Source organism: Variovorax sp. GW823-FHT02B07, from assembly GCF_058797695.1.
Genome location: NZ_JBXAJX010000001.1, coordinates 794,957 through 815,451 on the forward strand (window position 1 = coordinate 794,957; position 20,495 = coordinate 815,451).

A 20,495-nucleotide genomic window follows, 5' to 3' on the forward strand; every position below is an offset into this window, starting at 1 on the left:
GAGCGCGTCGAGAGCCCGCGGCCTCAGTCGGGCGCTCCCGGCGCCGTGTGAGGATGTGCTGTCGCACTCTGATGAAAAGCACGGACCAGCCGCTGGATCGGCCCCAGGACCCACGTGTTGTAGACGAGCACATCGGACTCCTCCTTGGGGTCGCGCGTGATGTTGAAGAGATAGGGCGATTCGAGCTTGCCCTTGCCTTCGTTCACCTCGGGCTCCCAGTAGAAGTGCAGCTTCCAGTCACGCCACTTCACTGCGCGCAACTCGTTCTTGATATGGAAGAGAAAGCCCTCGCGCAAGGACTTCTGTTCGCCGAGGAAAAAGGGCATCTGGTCCATGCCATCGATCGGCCTGTCCTCGGGAATGCGGGCGCCGCCCGCGCGTGCCAGCGTGGAGAAGAGGTCGGTGACGTGCACGATCTCGTTGCTCACCCGGCCCGCGGCGATCTTGCCCGGCCAGCGCACGATGCACGGCACGCGAAGGCTGCCTTCCATGGCCGTGTGATAGGTGCCGCGCCAGGGACCGGCCGTGCCGCGGTAAGGGGCACGGAACTCGGGGCCGTTGTCGCTCGCGAAGATGAAGAGGGTGTCTTCTGAAATGCCGAGGCGCTCGATCTCGTCGATGACCTGGCCCACGCGGTGGTCCATCTCGACCATGGAATCGGCGAAATCGCCATGGCCGGTGCGGCCCGCGAAATCGCGGTGAGGCAGGGTGGGGAAATGCAGGTGCGTGAGCGGCAGGTAAAGGAAGAACGGCTTCTGTGCCGCGTGGTTGCGCTGGATGAATTCCAAGGACCGGCTCGTCAGCGTCTCGTCGATGCGTCGGCGCGAATCCAGGTTGTATTCCTCCACGTTCTGCGAAGGCGCACCCGCACGGCCCTGCATGATGTACGGGATGTCCGCCACGCTCGGGTCGTAGCCGACACTGGCCGTGAACTGGCTCTCGTCCGTGGTGCGCGGAATGCCGTACCACTCGTCGAATCCCCGGTCGCTCGGGAAACGGCCTTGAACATCGCCCAGGTGCCATTTGCCGTAGTGCGCAGTCGCATAACCCTGCGCCGAGAGCAACTGCGCCAGGGTGATCTCGCGGCGTGCCAGGCCCTGGGGCAGGCCGGGCGGCACCGACTGCAGGCAGCCCGTGCGGATCGGATGCCGCCCGCTCATCAGCGCGGAGCGCGTCGGCACGCAATCGCTCTCGACATTGAAGTTCTGCAGCAGAAGGCCTTGGCTGGCGAGCGCGTCGATGCGTGGCGTAGGCGCGCCCCGCAGCGCTCCGCCGCCGTAGCAGCCGAGCTCGCCCCAGCCGAGGTTGTCGGCCAGGATGAGAACAATGTTGGGTGGGTTCATGGAGGGACTCATTGCGACTGCAGTCTAGGAACGGCTAGGATTCGAGTGTTTCCAATTGGGAAATCTTCATTAACTTTTATTCATGTCATTCTCGGCACGCGACCTCGACTACTTCCTGGAAGTGGCGCGCCATGGGCAGCTGGCCCGTGCGGCAACCAGCCTGACGGTGACGGCCGCGGCGCTTTCCAAGGCGATCCGTCGGCTGGAGGACGAGATGGGGCTCGGTCTCTTCGAGCGCTCGGGCCACGGCATGACGCTCACGCCGTTCGGCGTCGCGTTCCGCGAACGTGCGCAACGCATGAAGTCCGAGCACGACGAGGCGCTTCGTCATGCGGGCGACGTCCGCGCGGGACGTGCCGGGCTCATCCGTGTGGGCGCGACGCTGGCGGTTCTGGATGCCGTGCTTTCACCGGCGCTTGCGGCGCTGCAGCCCCGTCGCCCGGGCATGCATGTGCGCCTGGAAGTGGCGTCTTCGGACGAGTTGATCGACTGGACGCGCCAGGGCCTGCTCGATGTCGCCGTGATTCCGACCTATGAATCCATGCCGCACGGCCTGGTGCATGAGGATCTGCTGACCGATGCGCTCGTCGCCGTGGCGCGCGTGGGGCATCCGGTCTTTGCGCGTCGCCGTCTCACGATGGGCGATCTGTCGAAATTTTCCTGGGTGCTGCCGTCCGTTCATTCGGCCGCGCGCGCGAAGCTGGACGAGGTATTTCGCTCCGCGGGCGCGACGCCGCCGCAAGGCGCGATCGAGGTGCACTTCAGTGCGTCCTGGTCGCTGCCGGTGCTTGCAGCGACCGATCTGATGGGCATCGTCCCGGTCTCCGTGCTCGCACTGCCCCAGGCGCGTGGTGTCAAGGTGATTCCCGTTGACGCGCTGTCGATTCCAAGGCGTATCTCGCTTTTCTCACGTCCGAATACCTACCGCTCCCCACTCCTCGAGGAGTTCGTGCAGGCGCTCAAGGCACTGGCGCCGGCGCAGCGAAGCAGCGCGGCGCGCAAGGGCTGACGGGCGCTCGCTGAGGCCGTCTTCAGTTCGCGGTCGTCGCCTTCACCGGCCAGTCGCGCAGCTTGCCCGGGTTCAGCAAGCCCATCGGATCGAAGCGCTTCTTCACCTCGATGACTTCCGGCGGCAGCGGCCCGCCGGCCTTGCCGTCTTCCACGATGTTCACGTGCGGGTTGTTGATGTGCACCTGGTGCGCACGGTGGATGTCGATGATCTCGTTCAGGCGATCCTCGGTACTGAAGCGCACGAGTTGTAGCCCGCTGCAGGTGAGGAGCCCCGCCGCGTTGCGCAGGAACTCGACGTGCATCATGACCTCGCCGCCCAGCAGTTTTTCCATCTCGATGACCTGCTCGACATGCTTGCCGGGAATGAACCCGCTTTGCAGGTAGGTCAGCGTCGGGTCGATCTTCAGCGCGTGCAGCGTCGTGTGGTTCCAGGTGAACTCCATCAGCGTGCGGTTGCTCTTCTGCACTTCGGCGGCCGTCTTGCGGTAGCTCACGGTGCCACCGTGCGCCTGCACCAAAAGCATCATGGCCGGCTCGCTCTGCTCGGCCACCAGCGACAGCACCGTGTGGCAGCCCTTCGGCAGGTGCGCTGCCAGTTGCGCGAGGTGGTCGGCGATGGGCGCCGCGAAGAAGGTGACGCCGCGCTTCACGATGCCCGGTGCATGAGCGAGCTTGTCCGCGAAGTTCAGCGCGTTCTCGAAGTCGTCGAAGGTCACCAGCGTCTCGAGCCACGGATGCGCAGGTGCCAGCGCGATCTCCAGCTCCAGCACGAGGCCGTTGGTGCCCCACAGGTGGTGCATGCGCATCGCCTCGGCGCCGCGCAGCTCGACCACCTGCGGCTCGGCCTCGATGGTCATCGCGCGAATGCCCAGCACATTCCCGGGGGCGCCCAGCGGCCCGTAGTTGATCGAGCCCACGCCGCCGAAGCCGCCACCGAACAGGCCGCCCAGCGTCGCGCTGCGGTAGGTCGAGGGCACGCAGCGCATCTCCTGGCCGGTGGGCTTCGTCTGCTTCTCGAGTTCGCCCAGGCGGATGCCGGCCTGCGCGCGCGCCACGCCGGGCTGCACCCACAGGCAGGCGTTGTAGCCGGTCATGTCGAGCACCACGCCGCCGGCGAGCGGCGTGGTCTGGCCGTAGTTGCCGGTGCCGCTGCCGCGGATCGTGATGGGCACGCCGCGGCGTGCGCAGGCGCCGACCACCGCGCGGATGTCTTCTTCGGTGCGCGGGCGCACCACCACGTCGGCGCGCTTGTCCTTCAGCTGGCGCGTGAGCACCGGGCTGAACCAGGAGAAGTCCTGCGAGAGGCGCGTGACGCGGCCTTCGTCGGTGATCCAGTCGAGGTCGGGGAGTTCGAGCAGCAGTTGTTCGATGGCGGAAGCGGGAGCGTTCATGGTCGATTTCAATCCTGGGAAAGTTCGCTCGCATGCCACGAGCCCAGCGCCACCTTGGTGAGCCAGGCCATCAGCACGAAGAGCGCGACGCCGGTGAGGGAGATGAGCAGCAGGGCCGCGAACATGCGCGGAATGTTCAGCTGAAAGCCCGCCTGCAGGATCTGGTAGGCCAGCCCCGCGCCGGAGCCGCCCGTGCCGGCCACGAACTCCGCCACCACCGCGCCGATCAGCGCCAGGCCGCTGGAGATGCGCAGCCCGCCGAAGAAGTAGGGCAGCGCGCTCGGAATGCGCAGGCGCACCAGCTGCTGCCAGCGCGTGGCGCGGTTCAGCTTGAAGTAGCTCTGCAGGTCGGGGTCGATGCTGCGCAGGCCCAGCGTGGTGTTGCTGATGATGGGAAACAGCGCCACCAGCGCCGCGCACACCGTCATGGCCGCGACCGGGTTCTTCACCCAGATGATGATCAGCGGCGCCACGGCCACGATGGGCGTGACCTGCAGCAGCACCGCGTACGGAAAGAGCGCGGTCTCGATGCGCTTGCTCTGCACGAACAGGAACGAGATCAGCACGCCCGCCACCGTGGCCAGCGCGAAAGACAGCACCGTGATCTTCAGCGTGACCAGGAGCGCGCTGCCCAGCGGCGCCCAGTCGGTCACCAGCGTCTGCACCATCAGCCAGGGCGAGGGCACGAGGTAGGGCGGCAGTTCCATGGCCACCACCATCCACTGCCACAGTGCGACCAGCACCACGCCGATGAGCACGGGGTAGAGCACGCGCTGCACGCGCGGCTGGCTCAGCAGGGGCGCCGCGGGTTTCGTCGCTGCCTTCATGGCGCGGCCTCCTCTTCTTCTGTGGTGCTGGCGCGCAGCAGGCTGTCCTGCAATTGCTTCGCGTGGCGCGCGAACTCGGGCGTGACCATGAAGTCGGCCTGGCGCGGGTAGGGCTCGTCGATCTGGAACTGCTCGACCACGCGACCCGGCCGCGCGGCCATCATCACCACGCGGCTCGAGAGGAACACCGCCTCGTGGATCGAGTGCGTCACGAAGATCACCGTGAGCTTCTTCTTGCGCCACAGCTCGAGCAGGTCGGCGTCGAGCTTGTGGCGCGTGATCTCGTCGAGCGCGCCGAAGGGCTCGTCCATCAGCAGCAGGTCGGGCTGCGTGACCAGGCCGCGCGCGATCGACACGCGCATCTGCATGCCGCCCGACAGCGCACGCGGCAGCGCACTGGCGAACTTCTCCAGCCCCACGAGCGCGAGCGATTCCGTCACCCGCGCATCGGCCTCCTTGCGGGGCACGCCGGCCAGGTCCAGCGGCAGCCGCACATTGGTCTGCACGCTGGCCCACGGCATCAGCGTGGGCGACTGGAACACGAACGACATCTTGTGCGAGCAGTCGTGCAACTGCGCCACGGGCTTGCGCCACACCAGCAGGCGCCCATCGCTGGGCTCCAGCATGCCCGCCACCATCTTCAGCAGCGTGCTCTTGCCGCAGCCCGAGGGGCCCAGCAGCGTGACGAACTCGCCTTCGGCGATCGACAGGTCCACCGGCAGCAGCGCCTGCGTGCCGTTGGGGTAGGTCTTCTCGGCCGAGAGGATTTCGACAGCGGGCACGGCGGGCGCCACCGGCGGCGCGAGGGTGTGGGGTTCGATGCGGTTCATGGCGCGGCGAGGTTCAGGGCAAGACCTTGGCGTCCTTCACGAACTCGGTCGTGTAGGTTTTGGCCAAGTCGACCTTGGCCGGATCGAGCAGCTTGGAGGCCACGAGAAAGTCGTAGCTCGCCTTGGCGCGCGCATCGGTGATCACGCCGATGCCGAGCTTGGCCGCGTCGCCGCCGGTGACCATGCCCATCTCCTTGAGCTTGGCCACGCTGTAGGCGAGCTGGTCGTCGGTCATGTTGGGGTTGTCCTTCTTGATCAGCGCGTTGGCCGGTGCCGGGTCGGCCAGATAGCTCTTCCAGCCCTCGGCCGAGGCCTTCACGAAGGCGGCGACCTGCTTGCTGCGCTCCTTCACCGTCTTGTCCATGCACGACACGGTGACCGCGTAGGAGGGGTAGCCGTGGTCGCTGAACATCAGCACCGTGCTCTTCACGCCGGCCTTCTGGATGGCGTAGGGCTCGGAGGTCAGGTAGCCCTGCTGCGCGGTGTTCGGGTCGGCCACGAAGGGCTGGATGTTGAAGGTGTAGGGGCGCGTCTGTTCGTCCTTCAGGCCGAAGCGGGCCTTGAGCCAGGGCCAGTAGCCGCGGTTGGCCTGCGCGCCGATCAGGAGCGTCTTGCCCTTGAGGTCCTCGAACTTCTTGACGTCGTCGTGCGCGATCAGCACCTGCGGGTCCTTCTGGAAGAAGGCCGCCACGTTGACCACGGGCACGCCGCCTTCGCGCACCTGCATCATCTGGATGTCGCTCGATCCCATGATGCAGTCGGCCTGGCCCGCGGCCATCATCTGCGTGATGTTGACCTGCGGGCCGCCCATGCGGATGGTCACGTCCAGGCCGTGCTTCTTGTAGATGCCCTGCGCCACCGCCTGGTAGAAGCCGCCGTGCTCGGCCTGCGCATACCAGTTGGTCATGTAGGTGAACTTGTCCTGGGCCTGTGCGGGTGCGACGGCCGTGAGGAGCGAGAGCGCGGCGGCGCCGGCCAGGGAAAGAGCGAAGGAACGCATGGTGGGGACCTCTCGAAGGCGGGATGAAAAAGAAGAACGAAGCCGTTGCAAGGCGCGCGCCTCAGGCCGGCACGAACGACTGCTGGATGAAGCCCTGCTGGTGGCCGCGCTCCCAGGTGGCTTCCTCGCGCACGACCCAGCGCAGCGCATGAAGCTCCGTCAGCGCCTGGGCCCAGCTGTCCGAGAGCGTGTCCAGGATTTCGAGGCCCTGTTCGCGCGTGGCGCTGGTCGGGTCGCCGATCACGCCGCTGGGGCCGAAGTCGCGCGCGGTCCAGGCGCAGGCCGGGCGGCCGTCGGCCGACAACAGCTTGATCGGGAAGGGCGGCGGAAAGTTGGCCACCGCGCGTTCCATGTGCACGGTGTCGGGCGCCAGCGCGAGCATCAGCGCGGTCTCGGAGTGGCCCGCGTGCATCGCGAGCTTCTTCTCCTGCTCGCTCACCTGCCGGCTCGCCGCGCTGGGCAGGCGCGACACGCCATGCGGCACGATCACGAAGTCGCCATGGCGCAGGCGCAGTTCGCGCGCCGCCATCTCCAGCACCTGCGGCTGGCCGCCGTGCCCGTTGGCGAACAGCAGCTTGCGAAAGCCCGAGCGATACACCGATTCGCCGATTTCGATCACGGTCGACAGCAGCGTGGTGCCCGTGAGCGTCACCGTGCCGGGAAAGTGCAGGTGCTCTTCCGACTTGCCGTAGGTGATCGGCGGCAGGGCAAAGGCGCGCACCTCGGCCGGCAGCTTCTCCAGCGCCTTGCCCATCACGCCCGAGGCGATCACGCTGTCGACCGAGCACGGCAGGTGCGGGCCGCGCTGCTCGATCGCGCCGCACGGCAGCACGATGACGGTGTTCTCGCGGTCGGGCAGGGCGGCGATTTCGGTCCAGCTCAGGTAGGGCAGGAAGCGGTGGGGCGGGATGTAGCCGTGGAGCATGGGGGTCCTTGCTTGTTCTTTATTCAGGGAAGAAAGGCGATGCGTCGCCGTGCGTCACGCGGCCGTCGCGCAGCACCACGCGGGTGGCGCTGCGCGACGGCCAGCCGTGGCGGTCGGCCTGCGTGAACAGCACCAGGTCGGCTTTGGCGCCGACCAGCGTGGGCGCCGTCGTGGCGGGCGTGCGTTCCAGCCAGTCGCTGCGGCACAGCGCCTGCGACCAGGTGTCGAAGGGGTCGTCGAGCTGTGCCACCAGCGCAGCCGTGCCCAGTGCCTCGACCGGATCGAAGCTGCCGAGGCGGCAGAACGGGTCCTGCACGTTGTCGCTGGCGAACAGCAATGGAATGCCGCGCGCATGCGCCTCCTTGACCAGCGTGATGCCGCGCTGGCGCGGCGTGCGCCCGGTGACGGCGTCCTGCAGCAGCAGGTTGGTGGCGGGCAGCGACACCACGGTGATCGGCGCGCGTGCCACGGCGTCCAGCGTGGCGAAGGCCTGCGCCTCGGGCTGGGCCGCCAGCGCGCAGAGGTGGCCGCAGACCACGCGGCCTTCGTAGCCGATCTCGCGCAGCAGGCGCGCGGTGGTCTGCAGGCCCACGGCCGAGACGTCGAGTTCCTCGTCCACGTGCAGGTCGATGTCGAGCTCGCAGGCCTGCGCCGCCAGCAGCAGGTTGCGCAGCGCGTTCTCGCTCCAATTGGTGGAGTGCACGAAGCCGCCGAGCAGCGCGTGCGGTCCGGTGGCCTTCACCAGCCGCGCCAGGCGCAGCGCCTGCGAAGCGTCTTCGAACAGGGGCAGCTTGATGAGGGCGACCTGCTCCAGCCGCACCCGGCCGGCCCATTCCTGCGCCAGCTCGGCCATGACGGGCCAGGCCGTGGGCAGCGCGTCGGGCTCCCACCAGTCGACGTGCGTGCGCACATGGGCGGTGCCGCATGCCCAGGCCCACTGCAGGCCGCGCGATGCGCGCTCGCGCACGTCGGCGGGCGTCCAGTGCACGCGGTCGGCCAGCATCGCGTCGATCGCGCCGAGCAGGCCGGGCTGCACCTTTTGCATGCGCGCCAGCGTGAATGCCTTGTCCAGGTGCGTGTGCGCGTCGACGAAGGCGGGGAGGGCGAGCGTGCCGGCGAGGTCCCAGCCGGCGCCCGGCGTGATGTCCCTCGCGGGCCGCACCGAGCGGACGTGGCCGGCCTCGATGGCGATGCGTGCGAGTTCGGGCACCCCGTGGCGCTGCGGCCAGTCGGCGGGCAGCAGCCAGCGCGGCAGCCGTGCGTTGTCCAGCAGCGCGGGCGCGGTCATGCGAAACGCGCCTCCGCCGGGCCTGCGGGGGCGCTGGTTTCCATCGACAGACAGCAGGCAACGCGGACGTGCATGAATTTGACCAATCAATCAGAGCAACTGGTCAGGTTATGCAAGCGACGTGCCAGTCCGGGTGCACCGGACTGGGGAGGCGGGCGTCAGCCCGCGACTGATGCGACTACGTTGCCTGGCGCGGCCAGAGCCGCACCGCCAGCGCGGCGGTGGCCGTGGTGGTCGCCAGCGCCGTCACGCCGGCCCAGCCCCAAGAAGCGAGCACCAGCGCGCCCAGCGCCGAGCCGGTCGCCATGCCGATGAACATGCTGGTGAACAGCACGGCGTTGAGCCGGCTGCGCGCACCGGGCTCGATGCCGTAGACGATCGTCTGGTGGGCGATCAGCGCCGCCTGCATGCCCAGGTCGAAGCCGATCGCGGCCAGTGCCAGCAGCCACAGCTGCGCATGCGGCGTCATCAGCGGTGTCAGCCCCATGGCCGCGAACGACACCAGCGCCAGCCCTGCGCCCAGGCGCGTCACCAGCTCCGGTCCGCGCCGGTCGGCCAGCCGCCCCGCCAGCGGCGCCGCCAGCGCGCCCGCCGCGCCGGCCAGGCCGAAGGCGCCTGCCGCCGCGCTGCCCAGGTGGAAGGGCGCGCCGTGCAGCATCACGGCCAGCGTCGACCAGAAGGCGCTGAATCCCACGGCCAGCAGCGCCTGGGCCAGCGCCGCGCGGCGCAGCGTGCCGTGGCGCGACCACAGCGTGCCCAGCGAGCCGAGCAGGGCGCCGTAGGCCAGGTGCGTGGTCGGCCGAAAACGCGGCAGCCCGCGCCAGGCCGCGGCGCCGATGAGCGCGATGCTGGCCGCGGCCGCGATGAACATGGCGCGCCAGCCGAAGTGCTCGGCCACGAAGCCGCTCACCACGCGCGACAGCAGGATGCCCAGCAGCAGCCCCGTCATCACCGTGCCGACCGTCTTGCCGCGCGTGGCGTCGGGCGCCAGCGTGGCGGCGGCGGGCACGAGGTCCTGCGCCATCGTGGCCGCCAGCCCGATCGCGAGGCTGGCCGCGAGCAGCACGCCGATCGACGGTGCCGCGCCGGCCACGAGCAGTGCGGCGCACAGCGCCCCTGCCTTGATCAGCACGATGCGGCGCCGGTCGAAGCGGTCGCCCAGCGGCGCCAGCAGCAGGATGCCCAGCGCATAGCCCAGCTGCGTGAGCGTGGGAATGAAGCCCACCGCGCGGGTGGAGGCGCCGATGTCGGCGCCCAGCACCCCGAGCATCGGCTGGGCGTAGTAGAGCGAGGCCACCGACAGGCCCGCGCCGGCGGCCAGCAGCAGGATCAGCGAGGCCGGCAGGCCGTGCCCCGGCGCGGTGGCCGGTGCATGCGTGGTTTGAATGGAAGACATGGTGTTAACCCTCGATTATCGAAGCAAGGGTTGGAATGTGCCCGTTGGGGGCTTGGCTTGGTAGTCCCGCGGATCGCACAATGCCCATACGCCAAACGCATGAACAAGTCCATGTCAACTTCACCTGCCGTCGACCGCATCGAGCTGATGCAGACCTTTCTTCACATCGTCGAGGCCGGCAGCCTGTCGGCCGCCGCGCTCCAGATGGGCGCGACCCAGCCCACCGTGAGCCGTCGCCTGCAGGCGCTGGAGCGCTCGCTGGGCGTGCGGCTGCTGCGCCGCTCCACGCACGCCATGAAGCTCACGGAGGATGGCGAGCGTTGCTACGAGCGGGCCAGGGAGCTGATCGCCGACTGGCACGCCTTCGAAGCCGACCTGCGCGGCGTCGGCGACGAGCCCGAGGGCACGCTGCGGGTGGTCGCGCCGCATGCGCTGGGCCAGCTGCTGCTGGTCGGTCCGCTGGCCGAGTACCTGCGCGCCTATCCGCGCGTGTCCGTCGAATGGCTGCTGAACGACCGCCGGCCCGACTTCATCGCCGAAGGCGTCGACTGCGCGATCCAGGTCGGCGAGATGACCGACGCGATGGCCGTGGCGGTCAAGGTCTCGGAGGTTCCGCGCGTGGTGGTCGCCGCGCCTTCGCTGCTGGAGGGGCGTTCACCGCCCGCGCACGCGACGGAACTGGCCGAGCTGCCGTGGCTCGCGCTGCGCACCTTCTATCGCAACGAGGTGCTGCTCACGCACCGGCCGACCGGCGAGATCGCGCGCGTGCCGATCCGTCCGCGCATGAGCACCGACAGCCTCTATGCGCTGCAAAGCGCGGCGCGCATGGGCCTGGGCGCCTGCCTGGGCTCGGCCTGGCTGCTGAACGAGGACATCGCCGCCGGACGGCTGGTGCAGCTCGTGCCGCAATGGCATGTGGCGCCGCTGCCGGTCTACCTGACCTACCCGCACGCGCGCTTCCAGCCGGCGCGCCTGCGCCGCTTCATCGAGATGATGCGGCTTGCGCTGGCCGACCCGACGGGCCAGGTCTGGGAGGCGCGCGTGGGCTGAGCGAGGGCGGTGCGGAACTCAGGCCTTGATGCCGCAGCCGCCCAGGACGAATGCCACCAGTTCCCGCGCGATCGGTTCGCGGTCGATCGGCGCCTCGGGCGGCAGGCCGAGCATCACGCGCGTCTGGATCGCGTAGTCGGCGTAGCTCTGGGTCATGGCCCAGATGTGCATCAGCAGCAGGCGCGCGTCGAGCGGGCGCATCTGCCCGCGCGCGATCCAGCCGTTGATGATGTCGACCTTCTTCTGCGTCCACGCCTGCGCGTTGGGCCAGTAGCGGTCGAGGTTGCGTCCGCCGTCGAGCACCTCGCGCGTGAAGATGCGCGAGATCTCCGGGTTGTCGAACGCGTGGTCGAGCTTCTTGCGGATGTAGTCGCCCAGCACCGTGGCCGGGTCGCTGGCGTCCTCGAACGAGAACACCACCTTCCAGGCATGCAGCACCTGCATCAGCAGCTCTTCGTAGAGCTCTTCCTTGCCGGCGATGTAGTAGTGCAGCTGGGGCTTGGTGAGGCCGGCGCGCGCGGCGATGGCCTGGGTGGAGGTGCCCTTCAGGCCGTGCAGGCTGAACTCGGTCACCGCCGCCGTGCGGATGGCCGCCATGATGCGTTCGCGCCCCGGCCTCGCGCGCGACAGCGGGCCGTCGGGGGCGGGCATTTCTTGGGCGATGGCAGGGGGCACGGGGGCGGTGGCGACGGTCATGGGCGTGGGAGGCGCGGCGTGCGCCCGGCCGATGGTAATCCTTGGCCCGTGGCCCTTTCTTGCGATGAGTGCGCCTGCGCCTTTCTCGATGGACGATGAAAGGTGACAGCGGTCGGCATCGAGGCGTTTCCCTGAGCTACTTTTTTTCTTCCCCTTGCCTCTACCAGCGCCGAACCGCTGTCGAAAAGTAGTGTGCGCAACGCAGGTGAAGTCAGAGTGAAGTCTGTGCAGGCCTTGCGTGAACGGATCAGAGGCCGTCCAGTTCGCCCTTGACGTGCGTGCGCGTGTCGCCACCGACCCAGACCTGGCCGGCGTCGTCGCGGGTCAGGTGGATGCGGCCCTGCCGGCCAAGGCGTGTCCCTTGCGCGGCGACGTAGTCGTCTTGTGCCACGCCCGTGGCGAAGAGCCACTGCGCGAGCGAGGCATTGAGGCTTCCCGTGACGGGGTCTTCGACGATGGCGCCCAGATGGTCGGTGAAGAAGGCGCGCACTTCGAAGGCCGCATCGCTGCCCTCGGCATGAGGGCCGACCACGCCGACGTCGATGCGCGTGGGCCAGCGCCGGGCCGGCTCCAGAGACAGCACCTTGTCTGCCGACGCCAGCCGGATTCCCAACCAGCCGGGACCGTTGTCGATCCAGGCCGCGTCCTCGATGTCGTCGGCTTCGATGCCCAGCAGCCGCCGCGTGTCGTCGAGTTCGGCCGCGGTCGGCGCGCCCGAGCGGATCAGCGGTGGCGCGGCGAACGCGAGCCGTCCCTGGTCGCGCCGGATCTGGACCAGCCCCGCGCCGCACTCCTGCGTGATCACCGTGGCGTGTTGCCTGGGCGCGCCCTGGCCCGACAGCCAGGCGTGGCAGCTGCCGAGCGTGGGGTGCCCTGCAAAGGGCATCTCCCGGTCGAGGGTGAAGATCCTCACGCGGTAGTCCGCCTCCGGATGCGTGGGTGCGAAGACAAATGCGGTTTCCGAAAGGTTGAACCAGCGCGTCAGCTGCTGCATGTCGTGCGTGGCGAAGGCATCGGCGCCGGTGACGACCGCCAGCGGATTGCCCGAGAGCGGGCCGGCGCCGAAGACGTCGACCATGTGGACGGTGATGCTCATGCGTTCGGTCTTTCGAAGGGATTCATTGGATTCAGTTCTGCGAGACCAGCAGCTTGAGCCCCGCGGCCGCGAACACCGCCGAGAGCACGCCTTCGATCCAGCGCCGCAGCCGCGCATACAGCGCAATCATCGATGCGGTGGAAAAGACGATCGCGTAGCCGCCGAACACCATGATGCCGAGAAGTACGCAGCCGCCCACGATGGCCGGCAACCCACCGGCGGGTGTGTCCTGGCGCACGCCGAGCGAGATGATCGCGATCCACGACATGATGGCCTTCGGGTTGCCGATGTGCATGAGCACGCCCTGGCGGTAGAGGGTGCGGTAGCGCAATGCGCCGCGTTCCGCGCTGTTCTTCACCGCGTCGGCGCCAGGTCGCATGGCGGACCGGCCCGCGCGAAAAGCCAGGTACAGCAGGTAGAGGCCGCCGGCGATCTTGAGCACGACAAGCGCCTGCGCATACGCGGTCAAGACCGCGGAAACACCGGTCGCCGCCAGGATCGCCCAGAAGAGCGAGCCCGTGACAACGCCGGCCGCAAGCGCGAGCGCAGGGCGGCGGCCGTCACGCATCGCGGTGCCCATGATGGCCATGTTGCTCGGCCCCGGGCTGGCGGTGGCGATGAGGTACGTCCCGTAGACGAGTGCGATCTGGCTGACGGCCATGCGGGTGCTCCAAAACCAAGGGGTGTCTTCAGCGGCCTTCAGCGCGATGGAGGCCGTGCAGTGAAAGTTACACTATTGAGATATTCAAAAAGTGTCACGTGACACTTTTATTTGCGAGGCCGCGCACGTGCTCCTTCGATCCTCCTGGACGCCCCGTCTGGCAAGCAACGGCACGAATGCCACCGAGCGGGTGGTGCTGGCCCTGGCCGACGACATCGTCGAGGGGCGGCTCGCGGGCGGCGATCGCCTGCCTGCCCATCGGGATCTGGCGAAGACGCTGCAGATCGGCCTGGGCACCGTGACCAAGGCCTACGCCATCCTGGAGCGCAGGGGCCTCACGCGCAGCGTCAAGGGCCGGGGAACCTTCGTGGCGATCCACCAGGCGCACGGCGACCGGGAGATCGATCTGTCGTCGAATGCGCCGCCGGCCGCGCTCGGTGCGCGCGTGCTGGCGCGCACGTTGACGGGCATCGCGCGCAAGATCGACGCGGATCACTTCAACCTGTACGCGCCGCCCGGCGGGCACCTGGAACATCGCCGCGTTCTCGCCCGCTGGCTTGAAACGATCGGCCTGGGCGTCGATCCGTCGCAGCTGGTGCTGACCAGCAGCGCACGCCAGGCGCTGTCGCTGGCCTTCGATCTGGTGTGCGGGCGCCAAGGCGTGCTGCTCACCGAACGGATCACCTACCCCGGTGCCCTCGCGCTGGCCCGGCGCAAGGGGTGTCGCATCCAGGGTGTCGAGATGGACGCGGAAGGGATGGTGCCGCAGGCGCTCGCACAGGCGCTCGACGGCGTGGCGCCCGCCGGTGGCACGGCGGTCTATCTCACCCCGACGCTGCACAACCCGACGACGGCCACGATGAGCGCGAAGCGACGGCGGGCCATCGTGGCGGTGTGCCGCCGCGCGGGTGCCTGGATCATCGAAGACGGCGTGTACGCGGCGGCCTCCGACGGCTTGCCCCAGCTGGCCACATTGGCGCCCGACATCACGTTGCATGTGAACGGGCTCTCCAAGTCGCTCGGTCCGGGATTGCAGGTCGGCGTGCTGGCATTGCCGCCCGAACTGTGCGGCCTCGCGCAGGAGCTGCTTCAGGACGTGCCCATGGCGCCGTCGGCGTTCTCGTGCGCGGTGGTCGATGAATGGCTGGCCACCGGCGTGGTCGCCTCGGTCCAGCGCGATCTGCGCCACGAGGCCCGGCGGCGTTCCAGGCTGGCCGTCTCGCTGCTCTCTGCCGGCGAGCTGGTCTGGCATCCCGATGCCTACAACGTCTGGCTGCCGATGCGACGCGATGCCGCCGAGGGTGTCGTGGCCGCGGCGGCGCAAGCCGGCGTGAAGCTCACCCCGCCGCAGACCCTGATGGTGAACCCGAAGGACAAGGCGAGCGGCCTGCGGATCTGCCTGGGCGGCCCCGGCTTCGACGAGCTGACCGGGGCCCTGGCCCTCCTGGCGACCTTGCTGAAGCGAAGCGCCTGACGCGGCGCGGACCTCAGACCACCGGTGCCGGGGCGCCGTCGGTGGGCACGCTGGCGTGCCGGTCGTCGGGCGGTGCGGTCACGATCGAGTCGAGGGCGGGCTCGGCCTTGCGAAGGCGTGCGAGATCGGGCCGCGGCCGGCGCAGCCGCGGGTCGGGCGCGAAGGCCTGTTCCATCGCCTGCGCGGCCGACAGCAGCGCGAGGTCGCCGCGAAAGCGCCCCACCACCTGCAGGCCGAAGGGCATGCCGCGCTCATCGGTGCCGCACGGCAGGCTGATCGCAGGGTGGGTGGTCAGCGTCACGACGTAGGTCAGTGCGAGCCAGCGGTAGTAGTTCTCCTGCGGGCGGCCGTCGATCTGCAGCGCATGCGACTGCGTCCAGGCAAAGGGCGAGACCGGTGTCGTGGGCGAGAGCACCAGGTCGTAGTTTTCGAACACCTTCTGGAAGCGCTGGAGGATGCGCGTCTGTTCCGTCTGCGCCCAGGCCGCGTCCGGCAGGCTCATGCGCGCACCCATCTCGTAGTTGCTGCGCGGGTTCGGGCCCAGGCTCTCGGGGGCGCGTTCGTAGGCCTCGCGCATGCCGGCGACGAAGGCCTCCGCGCGCAGCACGTCGAAGCAACGGTGCACCTCGCCCAGGTCGAAGCGCACCTCGTCGCAATTCGCAAAGAGCCCGCGCATGGTGGCCATGCGGTCGTGCATCGTTCGGCGGATCGACGGGTCGACATCGCACAGGCCGAAGTCGGTGGTCCAGGCCACGCGCAGGCGCGACAGGTCCAGCGGCGCCGGCCGCGCGAAGGCCGCCGCCTCCAGCGGATAGCTCAAGGGATCGCCCGGATGCGGGCCCGCCGTGGCCGCGAGCTGGAGGCAGGCGTCGGCCACATCGCGTCCCATCGGACCGACCACCGAGATCGGCGACCAGCCCAGGCTTTTGCGCACGCTGGGCACGATGCCCGGCGACGGCCGCAGGCCTACCACGCCGCACTTGGCGGCCGGGATGCGCAGCGAGCCGCCGGTGTCGGAGCCGGTGCACACCGGCAGCATGTCCAGCGCCAGCGCCGCGGCCGAACCGCCCGACGAACCGCCGGCGTTGAGGTTGGGGTCGAAGGGATTGCCCGTGGCCCCCCAGACCGGATTGCGGCTGTTGGCGCCGGCGCCCATCTCGGGCACGTTGGTCTTGCCCACCACGATCGCACCGGCGGCACGCAGGCGGCGCACCAGCTCGATGTCGTTCGACGGCACATGGTTGCGCAAGGCGGGCGTACCCATGGTGGACAGCAGTCCCGCCGTCGGCTCGAGGTCCTTCACGCCCAGCGGCAGGCCGTGCAACAGGCCCAGCGGCTCGCCGCTCTTCACGGCCCGCTCCGCGGCGCAGGCTTCGGCGCGGGCGCGCTCGTAGCAGGTGGCGGTCACGGCGTTGACGAAGGGGTTGAGCTGTTCGATGCGCGCGATGCAGGCCTCGAGCAGCTCGACCGGCGAAAGGGCGCGCGTGCCGATCAGCCGTCGCAGCTCCACGGCGGAGAGTTCGACGAGCTCGGAGGAGGAAGAAGAGGAAGCTTGGGTCATGGCTTTCGGAATGTGCCGCACTCAGTCGGCCTGGATGTTGGCGCGCCGGGCGACGGCGCGCATGAGCGGCAGTTCGCGTTCGATCTGCGCGAGCGAGGCGGCGGCGCCGGCGAAGGCAGGCTCCGCGCCCTGGGCCTGCAGGGCCGCCTGGGCCTGGGGCGTGGCGACGATCTTGGCGAGCGTCTTCTCCAGCCGCTCGCGCACCGGCGCGGGGGTGCCCTTGGGCGCCACGACCATGATCCAGGTGTCGGCATCGACCTCGGGGTAGCCCGCCTCGGCGAAGGTCGGGACCTGCGGCAGCTGCGAGGAGCGCTGCCGGGTGGTCACGGCGATCGCCTTGACCTTGCCGCCCTTGAGCTGCGGAATGGCGGCGGTGACGGTGTCCACCGAGAACGGCACCTGGCCGCCGATCAGGTCCGTCATGGCCGGTGCGCTGCCCCGGTAGGGCACGTGCATGATCTTCGCGCCCACCGCCTGCAGGATGATCTCGCCGGTGAAGTGCGAGGACGTGCCCGTGCCGAAGGACGCGTACGAGTACTTGTCGGGCGCCGCGCGCACCGCGCTGGCGAACTCCTTGACGTTGCCGATGGGCACGTTCTTGTTGGCCAGCAGGATCAGCGGAATGCGCGCGACGATCGCGACCGGCTCGAAGCTGCCGAGGGCGTCGTAGGGCAGGTTCGGGCGGATGGCCGGGTTCATGGTGAGGGTCGAGCCCGAGCCGAGCAGCAGCGTGTAGCCGTCGGGCGATGCCTTGGCCACGAACGCGGCGCCGACCGCCGTGCCGGCACCGGGGCGGTTGTCGATGAGCACCGGCTGCCCCAGTTCCTCCGACAGGCGCTGGCCGACCAGGCGTCCCACCGTGTCCGCACTGCCGCCGGGCGGGTACGGCACCACCAGCGTGACGGGGCGCGTCGGGTAGGCCGACTGCGCCATCGCGGGCAGGGCCATGCCGAGGCAGGCGGCCAGGCCCGCGAGGACGGCACAGCACCAGCGCCGCTGCGGCGCTTGCGAACGGGGAGCGTTCATTGACAGGGTCCTTCCGTAGAGCGAAGAGAAGAGGGGGAGGGGAAATGCTGGGGCACGCCCTGCGGTGTAGCAAGCACAATGATTGGAAGGTTGCGTTGCTGCTGGCGCAACGCAGACCACGCCGATGAAATCTCCCACTTCCAAGTCTCCCGCCCCGGCTCGCACCGGGGCGCGCACCGAACGCCCGATCAACCAGCGCGTGCTCCAGGAGGAGTCGATGCGCTACTTCCTGGAGGTGGCACGCGTTGGCTCGGTCACCGAGGCGGCCGTGCGGCTGAACGTGGCGCCGTCGGCCGTGAGCCGCCAGATCGGCCGCATCGAACGCGAGCTCGACACCCTCCTGTTCGAGCGCCGCGCCCGCGGCATGGCGCTCAACTCAGCCGGCGAGCTGCTGGCGGCGCACGCGCGCCGGGCCTGGCTCGACATCGAGCGCGTGACCGACGACATCCTCGCGCTGCGCGGCCTGCGCAAGGGCGAGGTGCGCGTGGCCGCGACCGAGGGCTTCGCCTACGAGTTCCTGCCGGCCCTGGTGGCGGCGTTCCAGGCGCGCTGTCCCGGCATCCGTTTCTCGCTCGACATGTGCGTGCAGCGCGAAGTGGCGCGCCGCGTGCGCGAAGGCCTGGTCGACCTCGGCGTGACGGTGAGCCTGGGCTCGGAGCACGGCCTGAACGTCGAGATCCGGCACCCCTCGCCCGTGTGCGCGGTCATGGCGCCTTCGCATCCGCTGGCCGAGCGGCGGCAGGTGTCGCTGGCGCAGGTGGTCCATTACCCGCTCGCGCTGCCGGCGCCCACGTCGACGCTGCGCCAGCTGCTCAACATCAGCTGCGCCCGCCAGCGCCTGCCGCTCGAGGCGGCATTGACCAGCGACCACCTCTACCCATTGGTGCACTACGCGGCGCACGGCCAGGCCGTGACCTTCTGCGGCGAACTCGCGCTGCGCCAGCAGCTCGAGAACGGCACGATCGTGGCGCGTGCCTTGCGCGACCGCGAGATGAACGAGCGGCATTTCGAGGTACAGAGCATGGCCGGCCGGCGCCTGCCCGATGCGGCGCGCGCTTTCGTCGAACACCTGCGCGAAGTGCTCAGCGCCTGATGCGCGGCGCGGGGCCGAAGCTCAGTCGGCCGTGATGTTGTTCGCCTTCACGACGGCGCCCCACATCTTGTACTGGTCGCGGGTCATCGCGCCGAGCTGCTCGGGCGAGCCGCCACCGGGCTCGTCCCCGCGATCGACGATGCTCTTGACGACGGTCGGCTCCTTCAGTGCCGCGTTCATCGCGCTGTTGGCCTTCTTCACGACCTCGGGGCTCAACCCGGGCGGTCCGTACAGGCCGATGAAGGAGATGATGCTGAAGTCCTTGATGCCGCTTTCCGCGGCGGTGGGCACGTTCGGCAGCATCGGCGAACGCTTGTCGCTGGTCACCAGCAGGGGCCGCAACTGCCCCGACTTCACGAACGGCGCGACGACGGAGGTGGCGTCGAACATGGCGTCGAGGCGACCGGCCATCAGGTCGACCATCGCCGGGCTGCTGCCCTTGTAGGGAACATGGTTCATCGCCGGGTTGCCCAGGCGCTCGCGCAGCAGTTCCATCGTGACGTGGATCAGCGAGCCTGCGCCCCCCGTTCCGTAGTCGATGCCCTTGCCGCTCTTGGCACGCGACTTCACCTCTTCGGCGAACTGCGCGTAGGTCTTGATCGGCGACGTGGCGGGCACCACCAGGACCAGCGGCGACTGCAGCATGATGCCGATGGGCGTCATCTTTTGCGGATCGACGATGCCGAGCTTGGTGTACACGTGCGGCATGATCGTCATCGAGCCGTTGCCCACCAGCAGCTTGTGGCCGTCCGGTGGCGCCTTCATGAGTTCGACGGACGCGATGTTGCCGTTCACGCCGGCCTTGTTGTCGATGACCACGGGCTGGCCGAGCACGCCCTGCATGCCGTTCGTCAACACGCGGCCGGCGAAGTCGGTCTGCCCGCCGGGCGGGAAGCCGATCAGCAGCGTGATCGATTTGCTGGGCCAGGCCGTCTGTGCCCACGCGGGGCTTGCCCCGAAGGCGCCCAGGCCGAGTGCCGCGGCACCCAGGCAAAGAAGCAGGCGCCGCGGCGCTGCACGAAGGGGCTGGGTGGCTTGGATCATGAAGTCCTCCGATGGGTCGTCTGTGGCACATCGCAGCGCGCCCGCCCGTGGATCGACACACGGGCCGGGGCGCCGCCCTGCGGGCTCAGTTCACGGCGAAGCAGTACATCAGGCCGGCACTGCCGCTTTGCTTGAGCTGGTCGACGCTGCAGCCCCGCGTGCCGTGCGACGCGTTCCACGAGGCGTTGGCGACCGGGTCGGGGTTGGTGCCCTTCTTGTCGTGGTGGCCGACGATGGCCGAGCCGTCGACGCTGCGCGTCCAGTTGCCGCAGGTGGTGTCCTTGCCGGCGGCGGCCGGTGCGAGCGTGCCGTCGGGGCGCGAGCCGGTGAGGATGTCGTGCCGGTTGACCGGGTCGCCGAAGCCCGAGACCACCTCGCCCTTTTCGGTCAGCGAGGTGTCCTTGCCGAGCTTTGCGTTCGGGCTGTGCAGGTCGGCCACGCTGGTGGCCACGACCACGCCCTTGGCATTGCGCCACGGCCCGGCGCCGATGCGGTCGCGTGCGTTGACGGCCGGCTGGCCGCCCGCTTCGGTGGCGCTCAGGTAGGCGCGCCAGGTCTTGCCGCCCGCACCGGCGCTCGCGGCCAGCGCCTGGCACTGGCGGTCCGCGCCGGCCAGGCCGCCGAGGTCACCGCCCTTGCCGGGATTGGCACTCGTGATGAAGAAGCTCATCGGGTTGGCGTCCTTGCCCGAAGACATGGCGCCGCATGCAGCGAGGAGCGCGACCGCCGAGGCCGCGGCACCCCATGACAGAACGGAACGATGGCGCATGCGAGGTCTCCTTG

The 20,495-nt window shown here is 69.3% G+C and carries 19 protein-coding genes; 4 read left to right on the forward strand and 15 right to left on the reverse strand.

All coding sequences use genetic code 11. The features are described 5' to 3' along the window. Window positions 1–23: 23 nt before the first annotated feature. Window positions 24–1,343, reverse strand: coding sequence for an arylsulfatase (locus tag AC1RGU_RS03790; RefSeq protein ID WP_492694845.1), 1,320 nt, complete (start codon window positions 1,341–1,343; stop codon window positions 24–26). 82 nt (window positions 1,344–1,425) lie between these two features. Here AC1RGU_RS03790 and AC1RGU_RS03795 point away from each other — a divergent pair, with 82 nt between their 5' ends. Further along, window positions 1,426–2,352 (forward strand): LysR family transcriptional regulator, encoded by a 927-nt coding sequence (locus AC1RGU_RS03795; RefSeq protein ID WP_492694847.1) that lies wholly within the window; start codon window positions 1,426–1,428, stop codon window positions 2,350–2,352. Between the two features lie 22 nt (window positions 2,353–2,374). On the opposite strand, the gene AC1RGU_RS03800 is transcribed toward AC1RGU_RS03795, so the two are convergent. The 7 genes from AC1RGU_RS03800 to AC1RGU_RS03830 form a co-directional block, all read right to left on the reverse strand. After that, entirely contained in the window at window positions 2,375–3,745 is a 1,371-nt protein-coding gene (locus tag AC1RGU_RS03800) for an FAD-binding oxidoreductase (RefSeq protein ID WP_492694849.1), read from the reverse strand. 8 nt (window positions 3,746–3,753) lie between these two features. After that, the gene (locus AC1RGU_RS03805) at window positions 3,754–4,572 is read right to left on the reverse strand and encodes an ABC transporter permease (protein ID WP_492694851.1); all 819 of its coding nucleotides are present in this window, start codon (window positions 4,570–4,572) and stop codon (window positions 3,754–3,756) included. Next, window positions 4,569–5,402 (reverse strand): ABC transporter ATP-binding protein, encoded by an 834-nt coding sequence (locus AC1RGU_RS03810; protein WP_492694853.1) that lies wholly within the window; start codon window positions 5,400–5,402, stop codon window positions 4,569–4,571. Before AC1RGU_RS03810 ends, AC1RGU_RS03805 begins: the two co-directional genes overlap by 4 nt. A gap of 13 nt (window positions 5,403–5,415) precedes the next feature. After that, window positions 5,416–6,402, reverse strand: a complete 987-nt coding sequence (locus AC1RGU_RS03815; RefSeq protein ID WP_095744428.1) for an ABC transporter substrate-binding protein — start codon at window positions 6,400–6,402, stop codon at window positions 5,416–5,418. Window positions 6,403–6,463: 61 nt separating this feature from the next. Next, window positions 6,464–7,327, reverse strand: coding sequence for a creatininase family protein (locus tag AC1RGU_RS03820; RefSeq protein WP_492694855.1), 864 nt, complete (start codon window positions 7,325–7,327; stop codon window positions 6,464–6,466). Between the two features lie 19 nt (window positions 7,328–7,346). Continuing rightward, the gene (locus tag AC1RGU_RS03825; protein ID WP_492694857.1) at window positions 7,347–8,615 is read right to left on the reverse strand and encodes an amidohydrolase family protein; all 1,269 of its coding nucleotides are present in this window, start codon (window positions 8,613–8,615) and stop codon (window positions 7,347–7,349) included. Window positions 8,616–8,793: 178 nt separating this feature from the next. Then, a complete protein-coding gene (locus AC1RGU_RS03830; RefSeq protein WP_492694859.1) occupies window positions 8,794–10,011 on the reverse strand; it encodes an MFS transporter in 1,218 nt (405 codons plus the stop codon). 111 nt (window positions 10,012–10,122) lie between these two features. Between AC1RGU_RS03830 and AC1RGU_RS03835 the strand changes: the two genes are divergently transcribed. Continuing rightward, window positions 10,123–11,061 carry a LysR family transcriptional regulator gene (locus tag AC1RGU_RS03835; protein WP_492694861.1) on the forward strand — a complete coding sequence of 313 codons (939 nt, stop codon included), beginning with the start codon at window positions 10,123–10,125 and terminating at the stop codon, window positions 11,059–11,061. Window positions 11,062–11,079: 18 nt separating this feature from the next. On the opposite strand, the gene AC1RGU_RS03840 is transcribed toward AC1RGU_RS03835, so the two are convergent. From AC1RGU_RS03840 to AC1RGU_RS03850, 3 genes are all read right to left on the reverse strand, one after another. Then, window positions 11,080–11,712 (reverse strand): TetR family transcriptional regulator C-terminal domain-containing protein, encoded by a 633-nt coding sequence (locus AC1RGU_RS03840; protein WP_062470962.1) that lies wholly within the window; start codon window positions 11,710–11,712, stop codon window positions 11,080–11,082. 292 nt (window positions 11,713–12,004) lie between these two features. Further along, a complete protein-coding gene (locus AC1RGU_RS03845) occupies window positions 12,005–12,853 on the reverse strand; it encodes a PhzF family phenazine biosynthesis protein (RefSeq protein WP_492694863.1) in 849 nt (282 codons plus the stop codon). A 31-nt stretch (window positions 12,854–12,884) separates the two neighbouring features. After that, window positions 12,885–13,514, reverse strand: a complete 630-nt coding sequence (locus AC1RGU_RS03850; RefSeq protein WP_095744432.1) for a LysE family translocator — start codon at window positions 13,512–13,514, stop codon at window positions 12,885–12,887. Between the two features lie 127 nt (window positions 13,515–13,641). Between AC1RGU_RS03850 and AC1RGU_RS03855 the strand changes: the two genes are divergently transcribed. Next, a complete protein-coding gene (locus tag AC1RGU_RS03855; RefSeq protein WP_492694865.1) occupies window positions 13,642–14,988 on the forward strand; it encodes an aminotransferase-like domain-containing protein in 1,347 nt (448 codons plus the stop codon). Between the two features lie 13 nt (window positions 14,989–15,001). Here the strand turns inward: AC1RGU_RS03855 and AC1RGU_RS03860 are convergent, their stop codons facing one another. Continuing rightward, window positions 15,002–16,549 (reverse strand): amidase, encoded by a 1,548-nt coding sequence (locus AC1RGU_RS03860; protein ID WP_492694866.1) that lies wholly within the window; start codon window positions 16,547–16,549, stop codon window positions 15,002–15,004. Between the two features lie 21 nt (window positions 16,550–16,570). After that, on the reverse strand, window positions 16,571–17,575 hold the full coding sequence (locus AC1RGU_RS03865) for a Bug family tripartite tricarboxylate transporter substrate binding protein (protein WP_492694868.1): 1,005 nt from the start codon (window positions 17,573–17,575) through the stop codon (window positions 16,571–16,573). A gap of 187 nt (window positions 17,576–17,762) precedes the next feature. Here AC1RGU_RS03865 and AC1RGU_RS03870 point away from each other — a divergent pair, with 187 nt between their 5' ends. Next, window positions 17,763–18,668 (forward strand): LysR family transcriptional regulator, encoded by a 906-nt coding sequence (locus tag AC1RGU_RS03870; RefSeq protein WP_370869664.1) that lies wholly within the window; start codon window positions 17,763–17,765, stop codon window positions 18,666–18,668. 21 nt (window positions 18,669–18,689) lie between these two features. Here AC1RGU_RS03870 and AC1RGU_RS03875 read toward each other — a convergent pair whose 3' ends face one another. Beyond that, window positions 18,690–19,712, reverse strand: a complete 1,023-nt coding sequence (locus AC1RGU_RS03875) for a Bug family tripartite tricarboxylate transporter substrate binding protein (protein WP_492694869.1) — start codon at window positions 19,710–19,712, stop codon at window positions 18,690–18,692. An 85-nt stretch (window positions 19,713–19,797) separates the two neighbouring features. After that, entirely contained in the window at window positions 19,798–20,481 is a 684-nt protein-coding gene (locus AC1RGU_RS03880) for a hypothetical protein (RefSeq protein WP_492694871.1), read from the reverse strand. Window positions 20,482–20,495: the final 14 nt, after the last annotated feature.